This is a genomic window from Citrobacter arsenatis, assembly GCF_004353845.1.
Classification (GTDB): Bacteria; Pseudomonadota; Gammaproteobacteria; order Enterobacterales; family Enterobacteriaceae; genus Citrobacter; species Citrobacter arsenatis.
In genome coordinates, this window is the sequence record NZ_CP037864.1 from 4,888,032 (window position 1) to 4,911,512 (window position 23,481).

Consider the following 23,481-nt stretch of genomic DNA (forward strand, 5'->3'; position numbering starts at 1 on the left):
TTTTTATCTTCTCTGGAACACACACAGTCCGTGCGCAGGTCCCTGCCAGACAGCCGTAAGCACCGGATTATCCTCTCCGGCAAATGGGGGGATGGCGTGCCATTCCCCTTCAGGTAAAACGATATCTGTCACCTCAAGCGTGGCGTTTATTGCAATCAGGAAACGGTCTGAAAGCAGGATTTGCATCTGCCTCGGCCCGTTTTGCCACTCATCCGCACTTAAGGGTTGTGCGTACTTATTCAGCCAACGAACATTGCCATCGCCCTCTTCCCACCAGCAATCCCCTGTTAATGCAGGTATTTGCCGGCGCAGATGAATCAGCGCGGCGGTAAATGTGGTTAGCCCGCTGTTTGCCTGCTGCCAGTCCAGCCAGGTTAAAGCGTTATCCTGGCAGTAAGCGTTATTGTTGCCGTGCTGGCTATGACCATGTTCATCGCCCGCCAGCAACATCGGCGTCCCCTGGGAGAGTAACAGCGTGGTTAACAGCGCATGAATGCTGTCGCGCCGCCGCTCAATCAGGTCCAGCGTGCCGCCTAATCCTTCTTTACCATGATTGTCGCTGTAGTTATTGCTAGTGCCGTCGCGATTTTCCTCACCATTCGCTTCATTGTGCTTATTTGTGAAGCAAACACAGTCGCGTAGCGTAAAACCGTCGTGCGCAGTCACCAGATTGACCGTAGCGCTGGGTTTGCGGCCCTGGCGTTTAAACACGTCGCTGGATGCGGCAAAACGCCCGGCAAACTCGCCTAACGAGAGATTACGCTGGAGCCAGAAGCGTCGCGTCGCATCGCGGAAATGGTCATTCCACTCGGCAAACGGCGGGGGGAAATTCCCCACCTGATACCCGCCTTCACCAATATCCCACGGTTCCGCAATCAGCTTAACGCGTGAGAGCAGCGGACAGTTTTGGATAGCGGTAAACAGCGGCGCATCCTGACGAAACGCAGGTGTACGCCCCATGACGGAAGCCAAATCAAAACGAAAACCATCCACATGGCAGGTTTCAACCCAGTAGCGCAGGCATTCGCATGCGTATTCCACAACGCCAGGATGGCTCAGATTGAGGGTGTTCCCACAACCGGTCCAGTTGTAGTAATCACCATCGTCCCTAATCCAATAATAGCTACGGTTATCAATTCCGCGCAGCGAGAAGACAGGCCCTTCGAGATCCAGCTCGGCGCTGTGGTTCAAAACGATGTCGAGAATGACCTCAATCCCCGCTTTGTGCAGCGCTTTTACCGCATCGCGAAACTCATCCAGCGCAGTCTCCGGCGAGCAGGCATAGGCCGGATGCAGCGCGAACATCGCCACCGGGTTGTAGCCCCAGTAGTTCGACAGGCCCAGCCGCTGAAGGCGTGGTTCGCTGGCAAAATGCGCCACCGGTAGCAGCTCCAGCGCGGTAATGCCAAGGCGCTTGAAATAGTCGATCATCACCGGATGACCCAGCGCTTTGTAGGTCCCGCGAATCTCTTCCGGCAGGTCAGGATGCAAATACGTCAGCCCTTTGACATGCGCTTCGTAAATCACGGTACTGCCCCACGGCGTGCGCGGCGGGGCATCATCCTCCCAGTCATAATGGTCGGACACCACCACACCCTTCAGCGCGATGGCGGCGTTATCATGATGATCCGGTTCATTTAGCCCGCCGTGCAGCAGCGGGTTATCTTTTAACTCGCCATCCACCCGACGCGCGCAAGGGTCAAGCAGCAGCTTGGCCGGGTTAAACCGGTGGCCCTGCTGCGGTTGCCATGGACCATGTACGCGATAGCCATAACGCAGACCGGGTCGGGCGTTAGCCAGATAGCCGTGCCAGACATCGCCGCTACGCCCCGGCAGGTCATAGCGGAGTTCGCAGCCTTGCTCATCGAATACGCATAATTCAACGCGTTCGGCGTGGGCCGAGAAGAGTGTGAAATTAACGCCATGGCCGTCATACGTTGCACCATGGGGGGTGGCGTTGCCGGTTGCCAGTTGCGTCATTACCCCTCCCGAACCAGCCAGACCGTTGCCAACGGCGGCAACGTGAGGCTCAGTGAGTGCTGACGACCATGGCTGGCGATTTCATCGCTATGCACCGCGCCGCCGTTGCCGGTATTACTGCCGTGATAATGCATCGAGTCGGTATTGAGGATCTCGCGCCACTTACCCGGTTGATTGATACCGAAGCGATAGCCGTGGCGAGGCACTGGCGTAAAGTTGCTGATAACGATGATTTCATTACCGACCTTGTCACGGCGAACAAAAGCAAGCACCGAACGTTCTTTGTCATCCACCACCAGCCACTCAAAGCCATAGGCGTCAAAATCAAGCTCGTGCAGCGCTTTATGGTGACGATAGGTAAGGTTCAGGTCGCGTACCAGGCGCTGTACGCCGTGGTGCCAGTTATCGCCGCCTTCCAGCAGGTGCCAGTCGAGGCTGGCGTCGTGGTTCCACTCACGTCCCTGAGCAAACTCATTGCCCATAAACAGCAGTTTCTTACCGGGGAAGGCCCACATCCAGCCGTAGTAGGCGCGCAGGTTGGCAAACTTCTGCCATGCGTCTCCCGGCATGCGGTCGAGAATGGATTTTTTACCGTGAACCACTTCATCGTGCGACAGCGGCAGGACAAAGTTTTCGGTGTAGTTGTACAGCATGCCGAAGGTCAGCTTGTCGTGATGATATTGACGATGAACCGGATCCAGCTTCATGTAGTCCAGCGTGTCGTGCATCCAGCCGAGGTTCCACTTATACCAGAACCCTAAACCGCCCATATCCTGCGGTCTGGAGACACCGGCAAAGTCGGTGGACTCTTCCGCCATGCTCACGGCTCCTGGGACCTGTTCGCCAAGAATACGGTTGGTATTGCGTAAAAACTCAATGGCTTCAAGGTTTTCACGACCGCCAAATTCGTTCGGGACCCATTCCCCTTCTTTACGGCTGTAGTCGCGATAAATCATCGACGCTACGGCATCCACGCGCAGCGCATCGATACCAAAGCGTTCAATCCAGTACAGGGCATTGCCTACCAGGTAGTTACTGACTTCACGGCGACCGTAGTTGTAGATCAGCGTGTTCCAGTCCTGGTGATACCCTTCGCGCGGGTCGCTGTGCTCGTACAACCTGGTGCCATCAAACTCTGCCAGGCCAAAGTCGTCCGATGGGAAATGGCCCGGCACCCAGTCGAGAATGACGTTCAGCCCCGCCTGATGCGCGGCATTCACAAAATAGCGGAAATCATCACGCGTCCCGAAACGACGGGTCGGTGCATACATGCCGGTAGGTTGGTAGCCCCAGCTGCCGTCGAACGGATGCTCGTTAATCGGCAACAGTTCGAGATGGGTAAAGCCCATCCACTTGGCGTAAGGAACCAGTTGATCCGCCAGTTCGCGGTAGCTCAGCCAGAAGTTGTTATCAGTATGACGACGCCATGAACCCAGGTGCACTTCATAGATGGAGATCGGCGCATCAAACTGGTTGGCTTTTTTGCGCTCCTCGCTTTGCACCACTTTTTCCGGCAGACCGCAGATAAGCGACGCGGTTTCCGGGCGCATTTGTGCTTCGAAGGCGTAAGGATCTGCCTTGATTCGCAGCTTACCGTTCGCATCGATCATCTCGTATTTATACAGTTGACCGTGCTGTGCGCCGGGGATAAACAACTCCCAGATACCGCTCTCTTTGCGCAGGCGCATCGGATGGCGACGGCCATCCCAGTAGTTGAACTGCCCGACCACCGACACGCGTTGAGCGTTAGGCGCCCAGACCGAGAAGCGCGTCCCGGTTACGCCATCCATGGTATCCGCATGCGCGCCCAGCGTTTCATAAGGTCGCAGGTGCGTACCTTCAGATAACAGCCAGGCATCCATATCCTGGATCAGCGGACCAAAACGATAAGGGTCATCAATCAGATTCTGTTGTCCATGCCAGACAACGGCCAACTGGTAGCGAAAGAAATTTTTACGGCGGGGAAGTACAGCACAGAAAAAACCGCGAGAGTCGAGGCAATCCAGCTTGCCGACTTTGCGTCCGGTTTTGGGTTCGATCACCCACACTTCGGTGGCGTCAGGTAATAGGGCGCGGACTTCAAGTCCAGCATCAGTTTGGTGCATACCGAGTACGGAAAAAGGATCCGCAAAATGGCCTGCAATTAGCGCATTAATCACGTCTCTATCGATACGAACGGACATGGTTGTCATCCTGTTTTATGGTGTCACCCCTTCCAACTGATTTTCGACATCAGGTCGTGACACTTTTTTTTGACCTGAACGGCGCAGCACAATTGTGCATCCTCTCTGCGTCGTCCCACCTTCAGGCAACAACTTAATACCTCCGGTATTAAGTCACCCTTAAAGAATAGCCAATGCTTTATCTTACTCCTGGTAAAAAATGAAACATCTGCGCTTACTCCTGTATTACGCAAAAAAATGGGTGACTCAGCACCCATTGATAAAACACGGAACCACTGTGCCGGATGGCGGCATTGCCCGATCCGGCCTGGCGGTTCGCGTCGTTTGTAGGCCTGATAAGCGTCGCGTCATCAGGCAGTCCAACATTACGCCAACTGGCGCAGCATGCGGCGCAATGGCTCCGCAGCACCCCACAGCAACTGGTCGCCCACGGTAAAGGCTGACAGAAACTCTGGTCCCATATTCAGCTTACGCAGACGACCTACTGGCGTGGTCAGCGTGCCGGTAACGGCCGCCGGGGTTAACTCACGCATGGTGATCTCCCGATCGTTTGGCACCACTTTGGCCCACGGATTGTGCGCCGCCAGTAGCTCTTCCACGGTCGGAATAGACACATCTTTTTTCAGTTTAATGGTGAACGCCTGGCTGTGGCAGCGCAGCGCGCCGACGCGCACGCACAGACCATCGACCGGGATCACGGAAGACGTATCGAGAATTTTGTTGGTTTCGGCTTGTCCCTTCCACTCTTCGCGGCTCTGACCGTTATCGAGCTGTTTGTCGATCCACGGAATCAGGCTACCGGCCAGCGGTACGCCAAAGTTATCAACCGGCAGTTCACCGCTACGGGACAGGGCCGTCACTTTGCGTTCGATATCGAGAATAGCAGAGGAAGGGGTTGCCAGTTCATCGGCCACATGGCCATACAGATGGCCCATCTGAGACAGCAGTTCACGCATATGACGCGCGCCGCCGCCGGAAGCCGCCTGATAGGTCGCCACGGATACCCAGTCGACCAGATCGTTGGCAAACAGGCCGCCGAGGGACATCAGCATCAGGCTAACGGTACAGTTACCGCCGACAAAGGTCTTAATGCCCTTATTCAGACCGTCAGTGATGACATCCTGGTTAACCGGATCGAGAATGATGATGGCATCGTCTTTCATACGCAGCGAAGAGGCCGCGTCAATCCAGTAACCCTGCCAACCGCTTTCACGAAGCTTTGGATAGATTTCGTTGGTATAATCGCCGCCCTGACAGGTCACGATGATATCGAGCGCCTTCAGCGCGTCCAGATCAAAAGCGTCCTGAAGCGTGCCGGTCGCGGTTCCACCGAATGTCGGTGCCGCCTGCCCGAGCTGGGAAGTAGAAAAGAAAACAGGGCGAATGGCGTCGAAGTCACGCTCCTCAACCATGCGTTGCATGAGTACAGAGCCGACCATACCGCGCCAGCCGATAAAACCAACATTTTTCATAGCGTTTTTTCCTGCAGAGATGTGTGCTGTGTATGCTAACCAGTATCCTACTGGCCTATCCTTCACCATACAAAAAGCAGCCAAAGTCGCAAGTGAAATTAATCAATGATAGCGAAGCCATCAGTAATGCGACTTATCCCGCTGCGCAAGCAAGCAGAAAGTCCGCGGTAATTATCAGGGAATTTGAGTTATGAATGAAATCATTTCAGCGGCAGTTTTATTGATCCTGATTATGGATCCGCTCGGAAATCTGCCCATTTTCATGTCCGTATTGAAACATACCGAACCAAAACGCCGTCGCGCGATTATGATTCGCGAGCTGTTCATTGCGCTGTTGGTGATGCTGATATTCCTGTTTGCGGGCGAGAAAATTCTGGCATTTCTGAACCTGCGGGCAGAAACCGTCTCTATCTCCGGGGGCATCATTTTGTTCCTGATCGCCATTAAGATGATTTTCCCCAGCGCCACCGGGAATAGCACCGGACTTCCGGCAGGCGAAGAACCGTTTATCGTACCGCTGGCAATTCCGCTGGTCGCCGGTCCGACAATTCTGGCGTCATTAATGCTGTTGTCGCATCAGTACCCGAATCAGATGGGGCATCTGGTGATTGCGCTGCTGATCGCCTGGGGCGGGACGTTCGTGATTTTGCTGCAGTCTTCACTGTTTTTACGCCTGCTGGGCGAGAAAGGAGTTAACGCGCTGGAGCGCCTGATGGGGCTGATTCTGGTGATGATGGCCACCCAGATGTTCCTCGACGGCGTACGGATGTGGATGAAGGGGTGACAGTATTTTCTTTGATTTTGTAGGCCCGGTAAGCGTAAGCGCCACCGGGCAACCGTTTTGAAGCTGGAGAGCATGGCATTTCAGAGAACGATTCCGTTCACATTATGTTCATTGCTTCTCTGAGATCTCATCACCAGTGAACGTGTTAAGGGGGCTACGCAGCCCCCTTAACAATCCCGGCTCTCCGGCAGGAAAATCGCCGCTTTGCGGTTCCCTCGCCTTATTCCTTCCCGCTTCCGGGGACGGGCGCAGGTAGCGTCCATGCAAACGGCGCCCTGAACCCGCATCCCTGCGGGTTCTCCCGGCCTTATGGAAACGCGTCGGCAATTTTCATCCGGACCAGCCCACACCTCACCATTAGCATTTTCGGTCTGCACAGCAATACGGATATAGCTGAAAGCCAGAGCGCTGAAGCGACACCCTGATCCGGCTGAAAATCGATGAGGTGCTGACGGCTGACCGGGTCTGCCCGCAGGGATGCGGGCAGAGGGGATGGCCTGCAGGGATGCAGGCTCGGCCCCGACCCGACTGGCAGACGGAATAAGACGAATAACTCGCGCAGCGACGATTTTCCCGCCGGGAGCCTGGGTTGCAAGGGAGGCGGCGGTGAGCCTCCCTTGCACGTTCACGGGTATCAGAGTTTCAGAGAAATGACACCACTGAGGTGAACGGAAACCTGAGCAATAGTCACATGTTCACCCTAAATGCTTAACTGAACGGCATTGCGCTATAATTGCAGGTATTCCTTACGCTTTTAACTCGCTGAAAAAACGTATTTTCATTTCTGCGAAGCGCCTTCCGGAATGCCCCCTTGTCAGCATCGCGGATAAGCATTATCTTCTCGCTGCACCTGCAAAATCAGGTGCCAGAATTAGCCTTCTGAACTCCTTCATCGGTGACGCAAGTATTTTTGTGTCGCACGCTTAGGTACACTCCAATGGTGGACCGGGCGGGGGCGTCGCAAGACGCGCCGGTATCCGATGAGGCCGGTAAGGCTAACCCTGTTCGGTTCCACCACCAGTGAGATTAGCCTCTCCATGGTGGATGAAAATCACTCATCGGAGACTGCCCTATGGCGACACCCCCTCTCTTTTCACACTCTTTATTTACCCTGCCCTTTAGCCATGCCACGGATTTCACCGAGCTGGCTGATAACTGTGAGCGTTTTGTCGAAGGGCTTGTTGAATGTCATGACCCGGTTGAAAAACTGGCGATTTGTGCGCGCCTGTCGGCCTGTCTGGCACTACTGCAACCAACCTTAACGGAGCCTGTACCGCAGCATCTACAGGCCAGCCTGACGGTAGAAACCTTACCGACCCGCTCTCCCCTCTTTGAACCAGAACCAGATCAGATGGGGCGTTACTGCCAGCTTTTGACGCATTTACTGATGAGTAAAACGCTGTCTGACGAGATGGAACGCGTGGCGGGTGATTTACTGCAGGATTTAGTGGGCTATTTCGCCGATACGCTAAAAGCGCCGCGTTGGCTGAAAACCGAGGATGGTGTGATGGTGCTGTAAAAAAGCCGGGTGGCGGCTTCGCCTGACCCGGCCTACTGATGTGGTTCTGTGCTCGTTTGTAGGCCCGGTAAGCGCTAGCGCCACCGGGCAATACCATCAGCTCAACAACTGGAAGGCAATCATACCGACAATCGCACCGACCGTGCCGAGGATGGTTTCCATCATCGTCCAGGTCTTCAGCGTTTGCGCTTCAGTCGCGCCGGTAAATTTACCGAACAACCAGAAACCGGCATCGTTAACGTGGCTGACCACGATAGAGCCGCCCGCGATACAGATAGACAGCGCCGCCATCTGAGCACCGGAGTAGTTCAGTTGCTCAATCACTGGCATCACCAGGCCGACCGCCGTTAAACACGCTACGGTTGCGGAACCCTGAATGATACGCACCGCCGCCGCCAGCACGAAGCAGGTGATGGCAATCGGCAAGCCCATACCGGTTAACGCTTCGCCCAGTGCCGGACCAACGCCGGAATCCACCAGCACCTGTTTGAACACACCGCCCGCACCAATCACCAGCAGAATAATTCCCGCTGGCTGCAGCGCATGCCCGCAGATCTCCATCACGCGGTCTTTTGGCATGCCCTGGCGAATCGCCAGGCCGTAAATCGCCACCAGACAGGCCACCAGAATCGCGGTAAACGGGTGGCCGATAAACTCGAACCATTCGTAGGTTGAAGAACCGACCGGAACAAAGCGTGCGGCGATGGTTTTCAGGCCAACCAGCACCAGCGGCAGCAGGATCAGCGATAAGCTAAAGCCAAAGGATGGCATTTTTCCTTCGCCCAGATGCGGCTCGGTAATGTCTTCCGGTACGTGCAGCTCAACGTAACGGCTGATGAAGTTACCCCACAGCGGCCCGGCGATAATCATGCCCGGAATCGCAGCGCACAGACCAATCAGGATCATCCAGCCAAAGTCGGCGTGCATCTGAGAGGCCAGCAACATCGGCGCAGGCCCCGGAAGCAGGAACGCTGCGGCAGCCGCCACGCCCGCAAACAGCGGAATGACCAGCTTTACAAGGTTAGTACCGGTGTGGCGCGCCATTGAGAACGCCACGCTAATCAGCAGCACAATTGCCACCTCAAAGAACAGCGGCAGCGCGCAAATCAGACCGGCCAGGCCAATCGCGTAATGCGCGCGGCTGTGACCGAAAGATTTCAGCATTTTGACGGCAATCTGATCGACCGCGCCCGTCTCATGCAAAATCTTGCCGAACATCGCCCCCAGCGCCACAACAATCGCCAGGAAACCGAGCGTGCCTCCCATCCCTTTTTCCATGGTCGCCGCGATTTTATCGAGCGGCATACCGGAAAAGAGACCTGCACCAATGGATACCACCATCAAAGCAACGAAGGCGTGCATACGCGCCTTCATCACTAAAAACAGCAGTAATAAAACGGACCCTACTGCTGTTAAAACAAGCGTTAATGTACTCACTACTTACTGCCCTGGTTAATAACCTCAATGGTGCTGGCGACCACACCGTCCAGTGGTTGATCGATATCGACCACCAGTACATCGTTTTCATTCGCACCCGGTTCTTCCAGCGCTTCAAACTGGGTCACCAGCATCTGCGTTTTGAAGAAGTGGCCTTTACGCGCCTTCAGGCGGCTTTCGATAACGTCAAAATCTCCTTTCAGATAGATGAAAGAGAGGTTTGGGTTACCGTCGCGCAATTGGTCGCGGTAGACTTTTTTCAGGGCGGAACAGACGATCAGCGAAACCTTGTTGGTACGCTGCATCGCGAAGGCGGCGTCATTCAGCGCCTGTAACCACGGTTTACGGTCGTCATCGTTGAGTGGCTCACCGGAAGCCATTTTCATGATGTTGCTGCGCGGATGGAGAAAATCGCCATCAAGAAACGCGGCCTGCAGTTGATGCGCCACTTCGCTGGCGACAGCAGATTTACCGCTGCCCGATACGCCCATCAGAACGTAAACGTGGTGATCATGATTAGTCGTGCTCAAAGCGTTGCCCCCACTGGTACAAGAATCAGGAAATTGTTACGGGTAACTGTTATCGGTAACATTGTCCAGCCGGATAAATAGAGAAGCAATATCCATTCGTGCTCGAAGTGTATAAGTGTGAGCTACTTCAAAGTTGTTGGCTTAAATAGATCCGCCCGGTGACAAGGTGAAACCTAAATCTAACATTTTAGGCGTGACTGCTTCACCTCGGATGCGCGCCAGCAGGCGTTCTGCGCCAATGCTGCCCATTCGTTCACGCGGCGTGAGCACGCTCGCCAGACGCGGCTCCATCACCTGTCCGATGTCATGCCCATGGAATCCGGCAATCGCCATGTCATCAGGAATTTTCAGCCCCAAACGCTGGCATTCAAATGCCGCCCCTACCGCCAGGTCATCGTTGGTACAGAAGACGCCATCAAGCTGCGGGTATTCACGTCGCGCCTGACGAATGAGTTCAATACCGGATGAGTAGGAAGAAGACTGCTCCACCATCACGCTGTACGGCACCAGGTCAGCATCGCGCATTGCCTGCTCGTAGCCTCTCTGTTTGATGATAGTACGTTCATCAAGACGTGCGCCAAGATAGGCAACATGACGGTGCCCACGGGCGATAATAGCGGCGGTCATCTGGCGCGCGGCCTCGAAGTTGTCGAAGCCGACGGCAATATCCAGACACGGTGACTGACTGTCCATCAGCTCAACCACCGGGATACCCGCAACCTCGATCATTTTCAGCGTGCGGGGCGTGTGGCTACGTTCGGTGAGGATCAGGCCATCGATATTCCACGACAGCATCGATTCCAGGCGCTCTTGTTCCATCTCAGGCTTATAGCCGTAGTGCGCGAGCATAGTTTGATAACCATGGGCGTCCGTGACGGCCTCAATGCCGCGTAACACTTCAGCAAAAACCTGGTTAGTAAGAGAGGGTAACAGCACGCCGATAGCGCGACTGGTGGCGTTAGAAAGGATATCAGGAGCGCGATTGGGAATATAACCCAGCTCATCAAGTGCAGCGGCAATTTTGCCCCGCAGCGCCACGGAGACCTGCTCCGGGTTACGCAAAAAGCGACTGACCGTCATTTTGGTCACGCCCACGCGGTCGGCTACATCCTGAAGTACGGGTCTTTTCTTTTTCATCGTCCTGAAGCGTTAAAAAGGGATAGATTTGCCCAGTTTACCACGGACGTGCGAGAACCTTTGCAGAGAAAAAAAGGAGTTTTTATTGTGATAAATACACAAAATCATTCGAGTTGCATCAAGGCGGCGACGCAGTGAATCCCCGGGAGCGTACATTAAGTACGCGACCGGGGTGAGCGAGGAAAGCCAACACAGATGCGGCTTGAAGGATGACGTGTATTTTTATACTGGCGGCAGGTCAAACAGTAACACTTCGCTGTCGCTGTCGGCATGAATAGAAATTGCCTGTTCATCCCAGATTGCCAGACCGTCGCTGGTGGTCGCTTTGGTGCCGTTAATCGTCACGTTACCTTTTACCACCTGGATCCAGACGCGGCGTTCAGCGGCAATCTGATGCACCGACTGCTCATCTTTGACCAGCGCCCAACGGTACAGCTCCATATCCTGGTAAACTTTCAGCGAACCATCACGGGCATCCGGCGACAGCACCAGTTGTTTACCCTGGGCGGCATCAAAACGGCGCTGTTCATAGCGCGGCGTAATACCGTTTTCCTGCGGCATGATCCAGATCTGATACAGATGCAGTTTCTCAGTATTGCTCGGGTTATACTCCGAGTGACGGATCCCCGTCCCGGCGCTCATAATCTGAAACTCACCGGCCGGAACCTGCTCTTTGTTGCCCATGCTGTCCTGATGCTCCACCGCGCCTTCCAACACGTAGGTCAGGATTTCCATGTCTTTATGGGGGTGAGTGCCAAAGCCCTGGCCTGCGTCGATCACGTCATCGTTAATCACGCGCAGTGCCGAGAACCCCATAAAGTTCGGGTCATAGTAGTTGGCAAAAGAGAAGGTATGCCAGGAATCGAGCCAGCCATGATTAGCGTGGCCACGGTCGTTAGCTTTGCGTAAGTAGATCATTGTGTTCACCCCCAGATGTTTTCGATGGAGTAAGTGTGGACTCAATCCGTCTGGGATCATAGAGGGTGAAAATTGACTCCTCTGTTCAAAAAATATGAACAAGCTCAGAGGAGTCTGTGCAGGCTATTTGGCGAGGGTTATCGTGGCAGGCGTTGCCTGCTCAAATGCGCGCTCGAGGATTTCCAGGTTGGTAAGAACGTCAGATTCCTTGACGTAATTAAGCGTACCGGCTGTCAGCGTCTGGTACAGCGCATCATAGACGCGACCGTAGTCCCCCACTTCCGGCTTCATCTCTTCCTTTACCGTGATGCCGTCATCGTTGACATACTCCAGCATGCCAACAGAATCGTCAGCGGCGAAACCAGGCTCCCCCGGCATGATATTGGCCTTCAGGCTGGTTTCCTGCTGGTCGATGCCGTACTTCACAAACGAACCTTTGGTGCCATGGACGATAAACTTCGGATAGTCGATTTTCACCAGATGGCTGGTTTTAACAATGGCTTTCAGGTCGCCATAGAACAGCTGCGCTTCAAAGGTATCGTCCGGGTTCGCTTTGTTGCGCAGGCTGCGGATGTCATAGGTCACATGATCGGGGCGTCCAAACAGCGAGATAATCTGATCCATGGTGTGTACGCCCAGACCATAGAATGCGCCGTCCTGCGGCAGTCCTGGCTTGGTTTCCACCTCGGGACGGTAGTAATCGAAATGGCTTTCAACCTCAACAATCTCGCCGAGTTTGCCGCTTTCAATCGCTTTTTTAGCGGTGAGGAAACAGGAGTCAAAACGACGATTCTGATACGGCGTAACGGTCAGCCCCTTGCTTTGCGCCAGCTCAAACAGCTCTTTAGCTTGCGCAAGCGTCGGCGTGAAGGGTTTCTCAACCAGCACATTTTTACCCGCTTCCAGCGCGCGTTTGGCGTATTCAAAATGGCTGTCGGCATGCGTGCAGACGATCACCAGCTTCACCTGCGGATCGTTTAAGATCTCGCCGAGGTCGCTGGTGAAGTGGATATGTGAATACTGCGGAGCCTGCTCTTCCGGCTTGGCGTTGCGGCGGAAAATGTGCGCGACGTGCCAGCTATTTTTGCGGTTGAGAACGTACGGCAAATGGTAGCGAGTGGTGCTTTTACCAAAACCAATAAATGCGCAGTGTAAGGTCATGAGACGATCCTTTTGAAGGTAATTGTCTACACCATAGCGCAAAGCGGCTGGAGACTGAATGTTGGATTCTTTGCCGAATGCGGCGTGGCCTTATCCGGCCTACAAAACCCAGGTCTCAGCTGTAGGCCGGATAAGCGCAAGCGCCATCCGGCATCATCTCGGGGACAAAATGACAAGTAAGCCAGGCAGAAACAAAACCAAAAAAAAAGCCAGCAAAAGCTGGCTAAAGTAATACTGGAAGCAATGTGAGCAATGTCGTGCTTTCAGGTTCTCCGTAGGGGTTCCCCTGAACGCAGAGCAATAATAATCATTCTCATTCGCACTTGTCTACTTCTTTTTGCAAAAAAATGCAGTTGACGGAATTTTCTTTCTCAGCGAGTGTAAATACACAATTAACCCTGCAGGAGATAAGGAATGAGTGAGATAGTGATACGCCACGCTGAACCGAAAGACTACGACGCAATTCGTCAGATCCACGCCCAGCCGGAGGTGTACCACAACACGCTACAGGTTCCTCATCCTTCCCTCGAGATGTGGCAAGCGCGGCTAACCGAGCAAGCCGGGGTTAAACAACTAGTGGCCTGCATTGACGATATCGTCGTGGGGCATCTCTGTATTGAGGTCGCGCAGCGCCCGCGCCGCAGCCACGTGGCCGATTTTGGTATCTGCGTGGATGCCCGGTGGCACAATCGCGGCGTTGCCAGCGCGCTGATCCGCACGATGATCGACATGTGCGACAACTGGCTGCGCGTCGAGCGCATTGAGCTGACGGTATTTGTTGATAATGAACCTGCCGTGGCAGTGTATAAGAAGTACGGCTTTGAAATCGAAGGCACTGGTAAGAAATACGGCCTGCGCAACGGTGAGTATGTTGATGCCTACTTTATGGCGCGCGTGAAATAAATCTCAGGGCGAATTTTTCGCCCTGCTTATTGAAAGGACGCAATAGTGAAAAAGTACCTTCTCCTGGTTTTGCTGGCCTCGCTCTCCCCTGCTTTTGCCACTACCGTACAAAATCTCGATTCCGTACCCAGTGCAATCCAACATCCTGAAGGTAAACAAATTTTCGCTGAGCAAATGGCGGGAGCAACACCAGCGAAAGGATTTGGCGAGCTTCCACAGGGATTATCTGAGAACCAGTGGATTGCCTGGGTTGCGCCGAATGAAGATCCTGGCAACCTGATCCTCACGGGTGCCAAAGCCTGGGGCAAAGACGGCAAATATATTGGCGTCGCCTGTTTCGCTGACAATCAGGCCGATGCCGGGCAGGCAAAGAAATACGCGGATAACACCTGCCCGGAAAACTACAGCAACGGGCGCGCTAATAAATTATATCTCGGCATTTTTTCCTGGCAGAAGCCGCAGCTAACGCCGATTGCACGCTCGGAAAAACCGTTAAACCAGCTCTCGGGGTGGAATAAAGCCGCCGAAAAAGAGAGCGATGATGAGTCCGTCAGACCGCTGGCTTATTATACAAAGCTGGATCTGGCACCGTACCGGATAGCACCCGATACCCTGGCATTCGGGGTACGCGGTGGATACTCGGATGCGTATTCCGGTGGCGGCGCTTTTTATGAAGTACTGGAACTCTATGCGATCAAAGACAATATGATAGTCAACGTGTATTCCGACCTTGTTTATCAATATACGGACATCGCCGGAGACTGGAATAAAGACGGTACAAGGCAGCACGACATCAGCGAAAGTAAGTACATTCTCAAAATGCGTTCGGCAAAGACGCACGGATTTTATGATTTAGAACGCGTAAACCTACAGGATAAAAGCAGCCAAATATTCCACTGGTCTGAATCACTTCAGGTATATGTGCCATAACCACTCCACCTGGCCTACATCATTCAGAATACTGTAGGCCGTTATTCTTAGTATCCCGCCGTTAAATCCAGAAACGGAAGCGCCACCCCGTCCTGAAATAAAGTTATTGATTGCTGCCCATCTTCTCACCGCCGTCATGCTCAGGCCCAACAACCCTCTGAATTATATGGCTATTCACTTTTTATCTTCATCTCTATTTTTCGTAACCTTAATAAAATTAATATTACATTTTTGTTTTTTTTTGGTTTCTGCCATCACTTTATGGCGACAATCACAACAATATACTTCCCCTGGGACTAATTTAACCACGGTGAGGTAAAAAATGAAATTTGAACGCCATCATAGGATATTAAAGGAACTCAGTATTTCGGGAGCTGTAAAAGTTTCAAATCTGGCGAAAAATCTTAATGTAACAAAGGAAACTATTCGTTCAGATCTCAATGAACTTGCCGGACAGGGATATCTCACTCGCTGTCATGGTGGTGCATTTATTACCCTTGATTCTCTTGATAACGTTGCAAAAAACGAAATTGCTTATGTGCTGGAAAAATATGAATCAGCACAGAAAATAAAAAAAGGTCTCTCTGCCATGAAAAGTAATGTATGTGTTATTGGCTCGTTCAATGTTGATATTATCAGTTACCTACCGAGATTACCCTCGACAGGAGAATCATTACTTGCCGATAAATTTATTTTTTCTCCCGGTGGTAAAGGATGTAATCAGGCATTAGCGGCAAGCTATGCCGATTCTGACGTACATTTTATCACTAAAGTAGGGTCAGACCATTTTAGTGATTACGCTATTAACTTCATGAACTCATCAAAAATCCATAAAAGTGTTATCTATCAGACCAAAGAGACTCAAACAGGTACTGCGACCATCATGGTGAATGGAGATACCGGAGATAACGTTATCGCTATCTATCCCGGTGCTAACATGACAATTTCACCTGATGAAATCACTATACAAAAAGAAGCTATTCTTCATTCAGATATTGTTCTCGTACAACTGGAGACAAATTACGAAGCGCTTCAACAAACAATTCGCCTCGCCCAAAAAAATGACATTCCGGTCATAATAAATCCAGCACCATACAATGAAATGGTTAACACCATCATTGATGACATCGATTATATCACGCCAAATGAAACCGAAGCGGGTTTACTGGCAAATATGTCCGTCCATGATATTGAATCGGCTAAATGTGCAGCGAAGATTATTCATCAGAAAGGTGTCAAGAATACCATTATCACATTAGGTAGCAAAGGTTCTCTCGCTTATGACGGAACACAATTCATCTATTCTCCGGCATTCCCGGCAGTTGTAAAAAATACCGCTGGAGCGGGTGACGCCTTCAATGGTGCACTCGCATCCGGCCTTGCTAAAGGAAAATCATTGGCATCCGCATTGTGCTACGCCAGTGCATTCGCTTCGCTTGCTGTTGAAACATCCAATGCCTCTGACATGCCAGAAAACGAATCCGTTCTTCATCGCATTCAGAGTTCACATTACAAACAAACTATCTCGACTCACTAAATCAAGGAGCAGATTATGAATAATACGCAGAAAAAACTAAAGGTGCTCTTTATTGGGGAATCCTGGCATATTCACATGATTCATTCAAAAGGTTATGACAGTTTTACCTCCAGTAAATATGAAGAAGGCGCCACATGGTTACTAGATTGCTTAAAGAAAAGTGGTGTGGAAATTGATTACATGCCAGCTCACACTGTACAAATCGCATTTCCTGAAAGCATGGATGAGCTAAACCGTTATGATGTCATTGTCATTAGCGATATCGGCAGCAATACGTTTTTGTTGCAAAACGAGACGTTCTACCAGCTAAAAATAAAGCCAAACGCTTTGGAATCAATTAAAGAGTACGTTAAAAATGGTGGTGGGCTACTCATGATTGGCGGTTATTTGTCATTTATGGGCATTGAGGCAAAGGCTAATTACAAGAACACCATTCTTGCCGAGGTTTTGCCAGTTAATATGCTTGACGGTGATGATCGGGTGGAAAAACCAGAGGGTATCTACGCTGAGGCTGTCTCACCTGAACATCCTGTCGTTAACGGGTTCGCAGACTACCCGGTGTTTCTTGGATATAACCAGGTTGTCGCCAAAGAAGAGGCCGATGTTGTTTTAACAATAAATAATGACCCGCTGTTAGTGTTCGGTGAATACCAACAGGGTAAAACCGCCTGTTTTATGAGTGACTGTTCGCCACACTGGGGAACTCAGCAATTTATGTCCTGGCCGTTTTATACCGACCTGTGGGTTAACACGCTTCAATTCATCGCCAGAAAATAAAAAACAATGGGGTAACGAAAGTTACTCCTTTTATAAAAATATAAGGATTGATGTATGAACAAGAATAAGTACTCAACTCCCTTACTGATGCTTGCAACCATCTTAGCCGGTATGCTTTCCCCAATGCAATCTGCCGTTAATGGGCAATTGGGGCACTGGTTGCAGGATGGCAATGCCTGCGCAGTAATCTCATTCGCCAGCGGTCTGGTCGTCATGTTTTTTATTATTATTGCGCGTAAAGAAACACGCCAGCAATTCGCGTCGATCCCCACTCTGATTAAAAAGAGAAAAATTCCGCTGTGGAATTGGTTTGCCGGTTTATGCGGGGCGATGGTTGTATTTTCTGAAGGGGCATCAGCCAGTGCGTTGGGCGTTGCTACCTTTCAAACTGCATTAATTTCCGCCCTGCTCCTTTCCGGCCTGCTGTGCGACCGCTTTGGCGTTGGTGTGGATGAGAAGAAATATTTCACGCCATGGCGCGTTACTGGCGCATTGTTTGCTGTTATTGCCACGATATTTGTCGTGTCACCACAGTGGCATTCAACCTCTTTTATCCTGCTCGCTATTCTTCCATTTTTGGCCGGATTACTCGCTGGCTGGCAGCCGGCAGGGAATGCCAAAGTCGCCGAGGCAACCGGCTCCATGCTGGTTTCCATTACCTGGAACTTCATCGTCGGCTTTTGCGTGCTGGGCGCTGCGCTGGCGATACGCGTCGCATTAGGTCATGTCACCGTCCAGTTACCCGATACATGGTGGATGTATCTCGGTGGCCCGCTGGGTCTGCTTTCCATCGGACTGATGGCGATTCTGGTCAGAGGGTTAGGTCTGCTGATGCTGGGTGTAGCTTCTACCGCAGGCCAGTTGCTTGGTTCGGTGTTGATTGATGAATTGATCCCATCCTTAGGCAATACAGTCTACCTGGTCACCATCATCGGCACCTTATTCGCGTTGGTGGGCGCAATTGTTACCACCATCCCTGAATACAGAGCATCCAAAACCGCGCAAAAAATGGAGGTATCAGGATGAAAGGTTTCCTGCAAACCGTGACAGGCCCTGTGGCACACACGGATATGGGCCTGACGCTACCGCATGAGCATCTGTTTAACGATCTGTCATCCGTTGTTGATGAACCACATTATGACTTTTCACAGCAACTGGTAGGGAAAAAAGTCAGTGCTGACCTACAGTGGGGATTGAAACATGACCCATACTGCTGCGCCGACAACATGGACAGAAAAGAGATTGATGATGTCATCTTTGAAATCAATAATTTTATGTCACTGGGAGGCAGGACTATTGTCGACGCGACGGGTTCTGAGTCTATCGGTCGGGACGCCTCATCGTTGCGGGAAGTAGCAACAAAAACCGGTCTGAATATCGTTGCTTCATCAGGACCTTATCTGGAGAAGTTTGAAAGCGCCAAGATCCACAAACCTGTCGATTTGTTAGCCTCACTTATTGATAAGGAGCTGAATCAGGGGATTGGCGAAACGGATATTCGCGCCGGTATGATCGGCGAAATTGGCGTATCTCCCGCGTTTACTCAAGCAGAGCGTAACAGTCTGCGGGCAGCGTCTCTGGCACAACGCAATAATCCCTATACTGCGATGAATATCCATATGCCAGGGTGGCTGCGGCTGGGTGATGAGGTACTGGATATTGTCCTTGAAGAGATGAACGTCTCTCCGGCAAAAGTTTCACTGGCGCATTCGGATCCTTCAGGAAAGGATATTGCCTATCAACGTAAAATGCTCGACCGCGGCGTATGGCTTGAATTTGACATGATTGGTCTGGACATCACTTTCCCGAAAGAAGGTATCGCCCCAGGCGTGCAGGAGACCGCTGATGCGGTGACACATCTGATTGAACTGGGTTACGCCGATCAGATCGTTTTAAGCCATGATGTTTTTCTCAAACAGATGTGGGCAAAAAATGGGGGGAATGGTTGGGGATTTGTCCCGAATGTTTTCCTCGCCTATCTGGCTGCACGTGGAGTAGACAACAATACTCTTCGTAAGCTCTGTGTTGATAATCCAGCGCGGTTACTCACGGCGTAACGAGCAAATAGCCCGGTGCCTGACACCGGGCTATTAATCAATAATTAGTATCCCGCCGTTAAATCATCCACGGAACGCGGATCAGACGCGCCATACAGTGCGCCATCCGGCCCAACCATAATACTCTGCGTGCTGCCCATCGCCTCTTTCAGCGCGACTTTCTGTCCTTTTTGCTCCAGCAGTTTGATGGTATCCGGGCTGAAGCCCTTCTCGATGCGCAGTTCATCCGGTAACCACTGATGATGGAAGCGCGGCGCGTTGGTCGCTTCGGCGACGTTCATCCCGAAATCAATGCTGTTAACTACCATTTGCAGCACGGTTGTGATAATTCGGCTTCCACCTGGGCTGCCGGTAACCAGCCAGGTTTTCCCGTCTTTTACCACGATAGTCGGCGACATTGATGAGAGCGGACGCTTCTTCGGCCCAACCGCGTTGGCATCACCGCCCACCAGTCCATAAACGTTCGGCACGCCCGGCTTGGCGGAGAAATCATCCATTTCATTATTGAGCAGAATACCGGTGTTACCCGCCACGATGCCGGTCCCGAAGGTGGTATTCAGGGTATAGGTCACCGCCACGGCATTGCCGTCTTTATCCACCACCGAGAAGTGAGTGGTCTGGTTGCTTTCATACGGGGCGAGCTTGCCTGGTTTGATCTGGCTGGAAGGCTTAGCCTTGTTGATATCAATTTGATCCGCAAGCGTTTTAGCATAGGCTTTGTTGGTCAGCGCCTGCCACGGTACTTTCACAAAATCCGGATCCCCCAGATACTCCGAACGGTCGGCATAAGCATATTTTTCCGCTTCAGCCATGACCTGCATGGCATCGGCGCTGCCAAAGCCGTACTTCTTCATATCGAAGTTTTCGAGAATATTGAGGATCTGCACGATGTGAATACCGCCAGAGGACGGCGGCGGCATGGAGAAGACCTGATACCCGCGATAATCACCGCTAATCGGCGTACGCTCCACGGCCTTATAGCTGGCTAAATCCTCTTTGGTCATCAGCCCGCCGTTCTTCTGCATTTCCCCAGCTATCTGATCGGCAATCGCCCCTTTATAAAATGCATCCGGGCCATTTTCGGCAATCATCTCGAGGCTTTTCGCCAGGTTCTTTTGCACCAGCTTATCGCCTTTTTTCAGCGGCTCGCCGTCTTTCCAGAAAATGGCTTTGCTGTTCTCGTGGTTGGGGATCACTTCGCTGCCATAGGTTTTCAGATCGTCAGCCAGCGCATCGTTAACCACAAAGCCTTCTTCCGCCAGCTTCATTGCCGGGCGCACCACTTTGTTCAGCGGCATCGTGCCGTATTTCTCCAACGCCAGCGAGAAACCTGCCACGGTACCGGGCGTACCGGATGCCAGATGCGACGTCAGCGACTTTTTCGCATCGGCGTTGCCCTGCTCATCGAGGAACATGTCACGGGTCGCGGCAGCAGGCGCCATTTCACGAAAATCAATCGCCGTAGTATTACCGTCTTTGGTACGCAGCAGCATAAATCCCCCGCCGCCCAGATTGCCCGCCTGGGGATGCGTTACCGCCAGCGCGTAGCCAACGGCCACGGCGGCATCGACGGCATTCCCACCCTGTTTAAGAATATCTACCCCAACCTGGGTGGCCAGTGCATCCACAGACGCCACCATCCCCTGCTGGGCACGCACAGGATGAAACACATCTTCCTCGACACCGTAAGATACCGGCGGTGGCGCAGCCGGCGCGGCAGCCACGCTAAAACAACTTCCTGAGAGCAGAGCAGCAATGGCTACCCGGCGTAAAAACGTCGGTTTTATCATCGTTATTCTCCAGATGTATGGGGGTCGGCCCCCACTAAGCCTGGTGCATAACTCTGAAATAATCATCGTAACGGCGAGAAAGGAGTAAACTTAAACGATCCCCGAGAGGAGAAAAGCGATGAAACGACTCTTACTTTTAGCCATGCTATTGCCGTTTGCAGGCTTTGCACAGCCCATCAACACCATGAATAACCCGAATCAACCGGGTTACCAAATCCCGAGCCAGCAGCGTATGCAAACACAAATGCAAACGCAGCAAATTCAGCAAAAAGGGATGCTCAACCAGCAGTTGCAAACGCAAACCCGCATGCAGCAACAGCATATGGAAAACCAAATCAACACGAATTCCCAGCGAGTCCTTCAGTCTCAGCCTGGCGAGTTGAATTCGGGTCAGCAGCAAATGCTGCCGAACAGCAACGGTGGCATGTTGAACGGAACCCGTAATCCGGACAGCTCGTTGAATAAGCAACATATGCTGTCGGAGAAAAAGAACGGCGACATGCTGAAGCCCTCCAGCACGCCGCAACCTAACGTTCCGTTAAAAACGATCGGGCCTTAATAGGGCTGAAAATCCGGCCCTATTGTATCAATGGCATCGGTACAGATGCAGTCCACTCCCCAGCGCAGCAGCTCTGCCGCGCGCTGGGGTCGGTTGACGGTATAAACCAGAATACGTAGCCCCGCGTCGCGCAGCGCATCCACGCGCGCTTCATCCAGCAGCTTATGATTAAGATGAATCGAGACGCAGCCAAGCCGCGCTGTCAGCTCACGCCAGTCCTCGCGCCATTCATCCAGCAGCAAGCCTCTCGGCAGTTCAGGCACCGCCTGCTGTGCCGCTTCAAGCGCATCAATTTCAAAGGATGACAACAGCGGTGCTGTCATTCCCATCCACAGTTCGTGCGCGGCCAGCGCTACGACTTTACCGGTCAATGTTCCGGTGCCGGTCGTGGGTTTAATTTCAATATTCGCCATCATACCGTGCTGACGGCAGCGCTCGGCTACTTGCGAGAGCAGCGGCAACGGTTCGCCTTTAAACTCACCGCTAAACCAGCCACCGGCGTCCACGCGCAATAAATCCTGCCAGTTCAGCTCGCCCGCCACGCCCCAACCGTTGCTGGTTCGCTCCAGGTTGTCGTCATGCAGCAAGAAGATCTCACCGTCTTTCGACAATTTAGCGTCAAACTCGATCATGGTATGCCCGTATCGCGCCCCCACGTCGATCGCCGCCAGGGTGTTTTCCGGTGCCAGCTTACCGCCGCCACGATGGGCGACAATATGGGGGTAAGGCCAGTTACTCATACGCGTTGTCCTGTTTCGCCATCAAAAAGATGCAGATGATTTTCTGGCAGATGCAGCCACAGTGTGCTGCCTGCCGTCGGGCGATGCTGATGCGCCAGTCGCACCACCAGCTTTTGCTCACCCCAGCGTCCGTGCGCCAGGTTATCCGCGCCCAGCATTTCCAGCGTGTCGACGACCAACGGCACGCCGCCTTCGGCCTGCGAGCTTAACGCAATATGCTCCGGGCGGATACCCAGCGTCATATTACGCCCACCAGACACCCTGGCGCTTCTGCCGATCGGCAACGTCATGCCGCCCTCCAGCTCAAAATGGGTGCCCGCAGCGCTGATGTGTCCGTCCAGCAGGTTCATCGCCGGGCTGCCGATAAAACTGGCCACAAAGCGGCTGGCAGGCTTTTCATACACCTCAACCGGCGTCCCTATCTGCTCGGCAATGCCTTTGTTCATCACCATCACCCGCTGGGCGAGCGTCATCGCCTCAACCTGATCGTGCGTCACGTACAGCGAGGTGGTTTTCAGGCGGCGATGCAGATGTTGTAACTCGAGGCGCATCTGTACGCGCAGCTTGGCATCGAGATTGGAAAGCGGTTCATCGAACAGGAATACCGCCGGGTCGCGGACAATCGCCCGCCCCATCGCCACGCGCTGGCGCTGGCCGCCGGAAAGTTCGCGCGGACGACGCTTGAGCAGTTCACCCAACTCGAGAATACGCGCCGCCTCTTTCACCCGTTCGGCAATATGCTCCTTGCCCATCCCACGGATTTTCAGCCCCCAGGCCATGTTTTCTTCCACGCTCATATGCGGATAGAGCGCGTAGTTTTGAAAGACCATTGCAATACCGCGATCCTTCGGCTCCATCTCGGTGACGCGCTTATTATCAATCCAGATATCGCCGCCGCTCACACGTTCAAGCCCGGCCACCATCCGCAGCAGCGTAGACTTTCCGCAGCCGGATGGCCCAACCATCACGATAAATTCCCCGTCCGCGACGTCCAGCGTCAGCGGTTTAATCACCTGGGTTTTGCCGTCCCAGCTTTTGGTTACTGCTTGTAGTTTTAAACCAGCCAT

The 23,481-nt window shown here is 52.7% G+C and carries 20 protein-coding genes; 9 read left to right on the forward strand and 11 right to left on the reverse strand.

Annotation, left to right across the window (positions count from 1 at the left end):
* Positions 1–3 precede the first annotated feature (3 nt).
* The 3 genes from glgX to asd all read right to left on the reverse strand — a co-directional run bounded on the left by glgX (position 4) and on the right by asd (position 5,635).
* On the reverse strand, positions 4–1,980 hold the full coding sequence (gene glgX, locus E1B03_RS24605; protein ID WP_133087076.1) for a glycogen debranching protein GlgX: 1,977 nt from the start codon (positions 1,978–1,980) through the stop codon (positions 4–6).
* Positions 1,980–4,163: a 1,4-alpha-glucan branching enzyme gene (glgB, locus tag E1B03_RS24610; protein WP_103769567.1), complete on the reverse strand. Its 2,184-nt coding sequence runs from the start codon at positions 4,161–4,163 to the stop codon at positions 1,980–1,982. The genes glgX and glgB overlap by 1 nt, the downstream gene beginning before the upstream one ends.
* Positions 4,164–4,528: 365 nt before the next feature.
* Complete coding sequence (gene asd, locus E1B03_RS24615) at positions 4,529–5,635, reverse strand: aspartate-semialdehyde dehydrogenase (protein ID WP_133087077.1); 1,107 nt, start codon at positions 5,633–5,635, stop codon at positions 4,529–4,531.
* Between the two features lie 190 nt (positions 5,636–5,825).
* On the opposite strand from asd, the gene yhgN reads away from it, so the two are divergent.
* A complete protein-coding gene (gene yhgN, locus E1B03_RS24620; RefSeq protein WP_003023480.1) occupies positions 5,826–6,419 on the forward strand; it encodes an NAAT family transporter YhgN in 594 nt (197 codons plus the stop codon).
* A 1,072-nt stretch (positions 6,420–7,491) separates the two neighbouring features.
* Complete coding sequence (locus E1B03_RS24630) at positions 7,492–7,938, forward strand: hypothetical protein (protein WP_075145535.1); 447 nt, start codon at positions 7,492–7,494, stop codon at positions 7,936–7,938.
* Between the two features lie 96 nt (positions 7,939–8,034).
* On the opposite strand, the gene gntU is transcribed toward E1B03_RS24630, so the two are convergent.
* The 5 genes from gntU to E1B03_RS24655 all read right to left on the reverse strand — a co-directional run bounded on the left by gntU (position 8,035) and on the right by E1B03_RS24655 (position 13,121).
* On the reverse strand, positions 8,035–9,375 hold the full coding sequence (gene gntU, locus E1B03_RS24635) for a gluconate transporter (protein WP_047408130.1): 1,341 nt from the start codon (positions 9,373–9,375) through the stop codon (positions 8,035–8,037).
* A complete protein-coding gene (gene gntK / locus E1B03_RS24640; RefSeq protein WP_003023475.1) occupies positions 9,375–9,905 on the reverse strand; it encodes a gluconokinase in 531 nt (176 codons plus the stop codon). The genes gntU and gntK overlap by 1 nt, the downstream gene beginning before the upstream one ends.
* 141 nt (positions 9,906–10,046) lie before the next feature.
* On the reverse strand, positions 10,047–11,042 hold the full coding sequence (gene gntR, locus E1B03_RS24645; RefSeq protein ID WP_016157654.1) for a gluconate operon transcriptional repressor GntR: 996 nt from the start codon (positions 11,040–11,042) through the stop codon (positions 10,047–10,049).
* Between the two features lie 222 nt (positions 11,043–11,264).
* Positions 11,265–11,960 (reverse strand): quercetin 2,3-dioxygenase, encoded by a 696-nt coding sequence (yhhW, locus tag E1B03_RS24650; RefSeq protein ID WP_003023472.1) that lies wholly within the window; start codon positions 11,958–11,960, stop codon positions 11,265–11,267.
* 123 nt (positions 11,961–12,083) lie between these two features.
* Positions 12,084–13,121: an oxidoreductase gene (locus tag E1B03_RS24655; protein ID WP_133087078.1), complete on the reverse strand. Its 1,038-nt coding sequence runs from the start codon at positions 13,119–13,121 to the stop codon at positions 12,084–12,086.
* A gap of 414 nt (positions 13,122–13,535) precedes the next feature.
* Here E1B03_RS24655 and yhhY point away from each other — a divergent pair, with 414 nt between their 5' ends.
* The 6 genes from yhhY to E1B03_RS24685 all read left to right on the forward strand — a co-directional run bounded on the left by yhhY (position 13,536) and on the right by E1B03_RS24685 (position 19,325).
* Complete coding sequence (yhhY, locus tag E1B03_RS24660; RefSeq protein ID WP_019078130.1) at positions 13,536–14,024, forward strand: N-acetyltransferase; 489 nt, start codon at positions 13,536–13,538, stop codon at positions 14,022–14,024.
* 45 nt (positions 14,025–14,069) lie between these two features.
* Positions 14,070–14,954: a hypothetical protein gene (locus E1B03_RS24665; protein ID WP_133087079.1), complete on the forward strand. Its 885-nt coding sequence runs from the start codon at positions 14,070–14,072 to the stop codon at positions 14,952–14,954.
* Positions 14,955–15,276: 322 nt separating this feature from the next.
* Entirely contained in the window at positions 15,277–16,491 is a 1,215-nt protein-coding gene (locus tag E1B03_RS24670) for a PfkB family carbohydrate kinase (protein ID WP_133087080.1), read from the forward strand.
* Between the two features lie 15 nt (positions 16,492–16,506).
* On the forward strand, positions 16,507–17,268 hold the full coding sequence (locus tag E1B03_RS24675; RefSeq protein WP_103769562.1) for a glutamine amidotransferase: 762 nt from the start codon (positions 16,507–16,509) through the stop codon (positions 17,266–17,268).
* A 54-nt stretch (positions 17,269–17,322) separates the two neighbouring features.
* Positions 17,323–18,294 carry a DMT family transporter gene (locus tag E1B03_RS24680; protein WP_103769561.1) on the forward strand — a complete coding sequence of 324 codons (972 nt, stop codon included), beginning with the start codon at positions 17,323–17,325 and terminating at the stop codon, positions 18,292–18,294.
* On the forward strand, positions 18,291–19,325 hold the full coding sequence (locus tag E1B03_RS24685; protein ID WP_133087081.1) for a phosphotriesterase family protein: 1,035 nt from the start codon (positions 18,291–18,293) through the stop codon (positions 19,323–19,325). Before E1B03_RS24680 ends, E1B03_RS24685 begins: the two co-directional genes overlap by 4 nt.
* Before the next feature lie 44 nt (positions 19,326–19,369).
* Here E1B03_RS24685 and ggt read toward each other — a convergent pair whose 3' ends face one another.
* On the reverse strand, positions 19,370–21,115 hold the full coding sequence (gene ggt, locus E1B03_RS24690) for a gamma-glutamyltransferase (RefSeq protein ID WP_103769559.1): 1,746 nt from the start codon (positions 21,113–21,115) through the stop codon (positions 19,370–19,372).
* Between the two features lie 118 nt (positions 21,116–21,233).
* Between ggt and E1B03_RS24695 the strand changes: the two genes are divergently transcribed.
* Positions 21,234–21,674, forward strand: a complete 441-nt coding sequence (locus tag E1B03_RS24695; protein WP_103769558.1) for a DUF2756 family protein — start codon at positions 21,234–21,236, stop codon at positions 21,672–21,674.
* On the opposite strand, the gene ugpQ is transcribed toward E1B03_RS24695, so the two are convergent.
* Entirely contained in the window at positions 21,671–22,414 is a 744-nt protein-coding gene (gene ugpQ, locus E1B03_RS24700; RefSeq protein WP_133087082.1) for a glycerophosphodiester phosphodiesterase, read from the reverse strand. The two genes, E1B03_RS24695 and ugpQ, sit on opposite strands and share 4 nt — an antisense overlap.
* On the reverse strand, positions 22,411–23,481 hold the full coding sequence (locus tag E1B03_RS24705) for a sn-glycerol-3-phosphate import ATP-binding protein UgpC (protein WP_103769556.1): 1,071 nt from the start codon (positions 23,479–23,481) through the stop codon (positions 22,411–22,413). The genes ugpQ and E1B03_RS24705 overlap by 4 nt, the downstream gene beginning before the upstream one ends.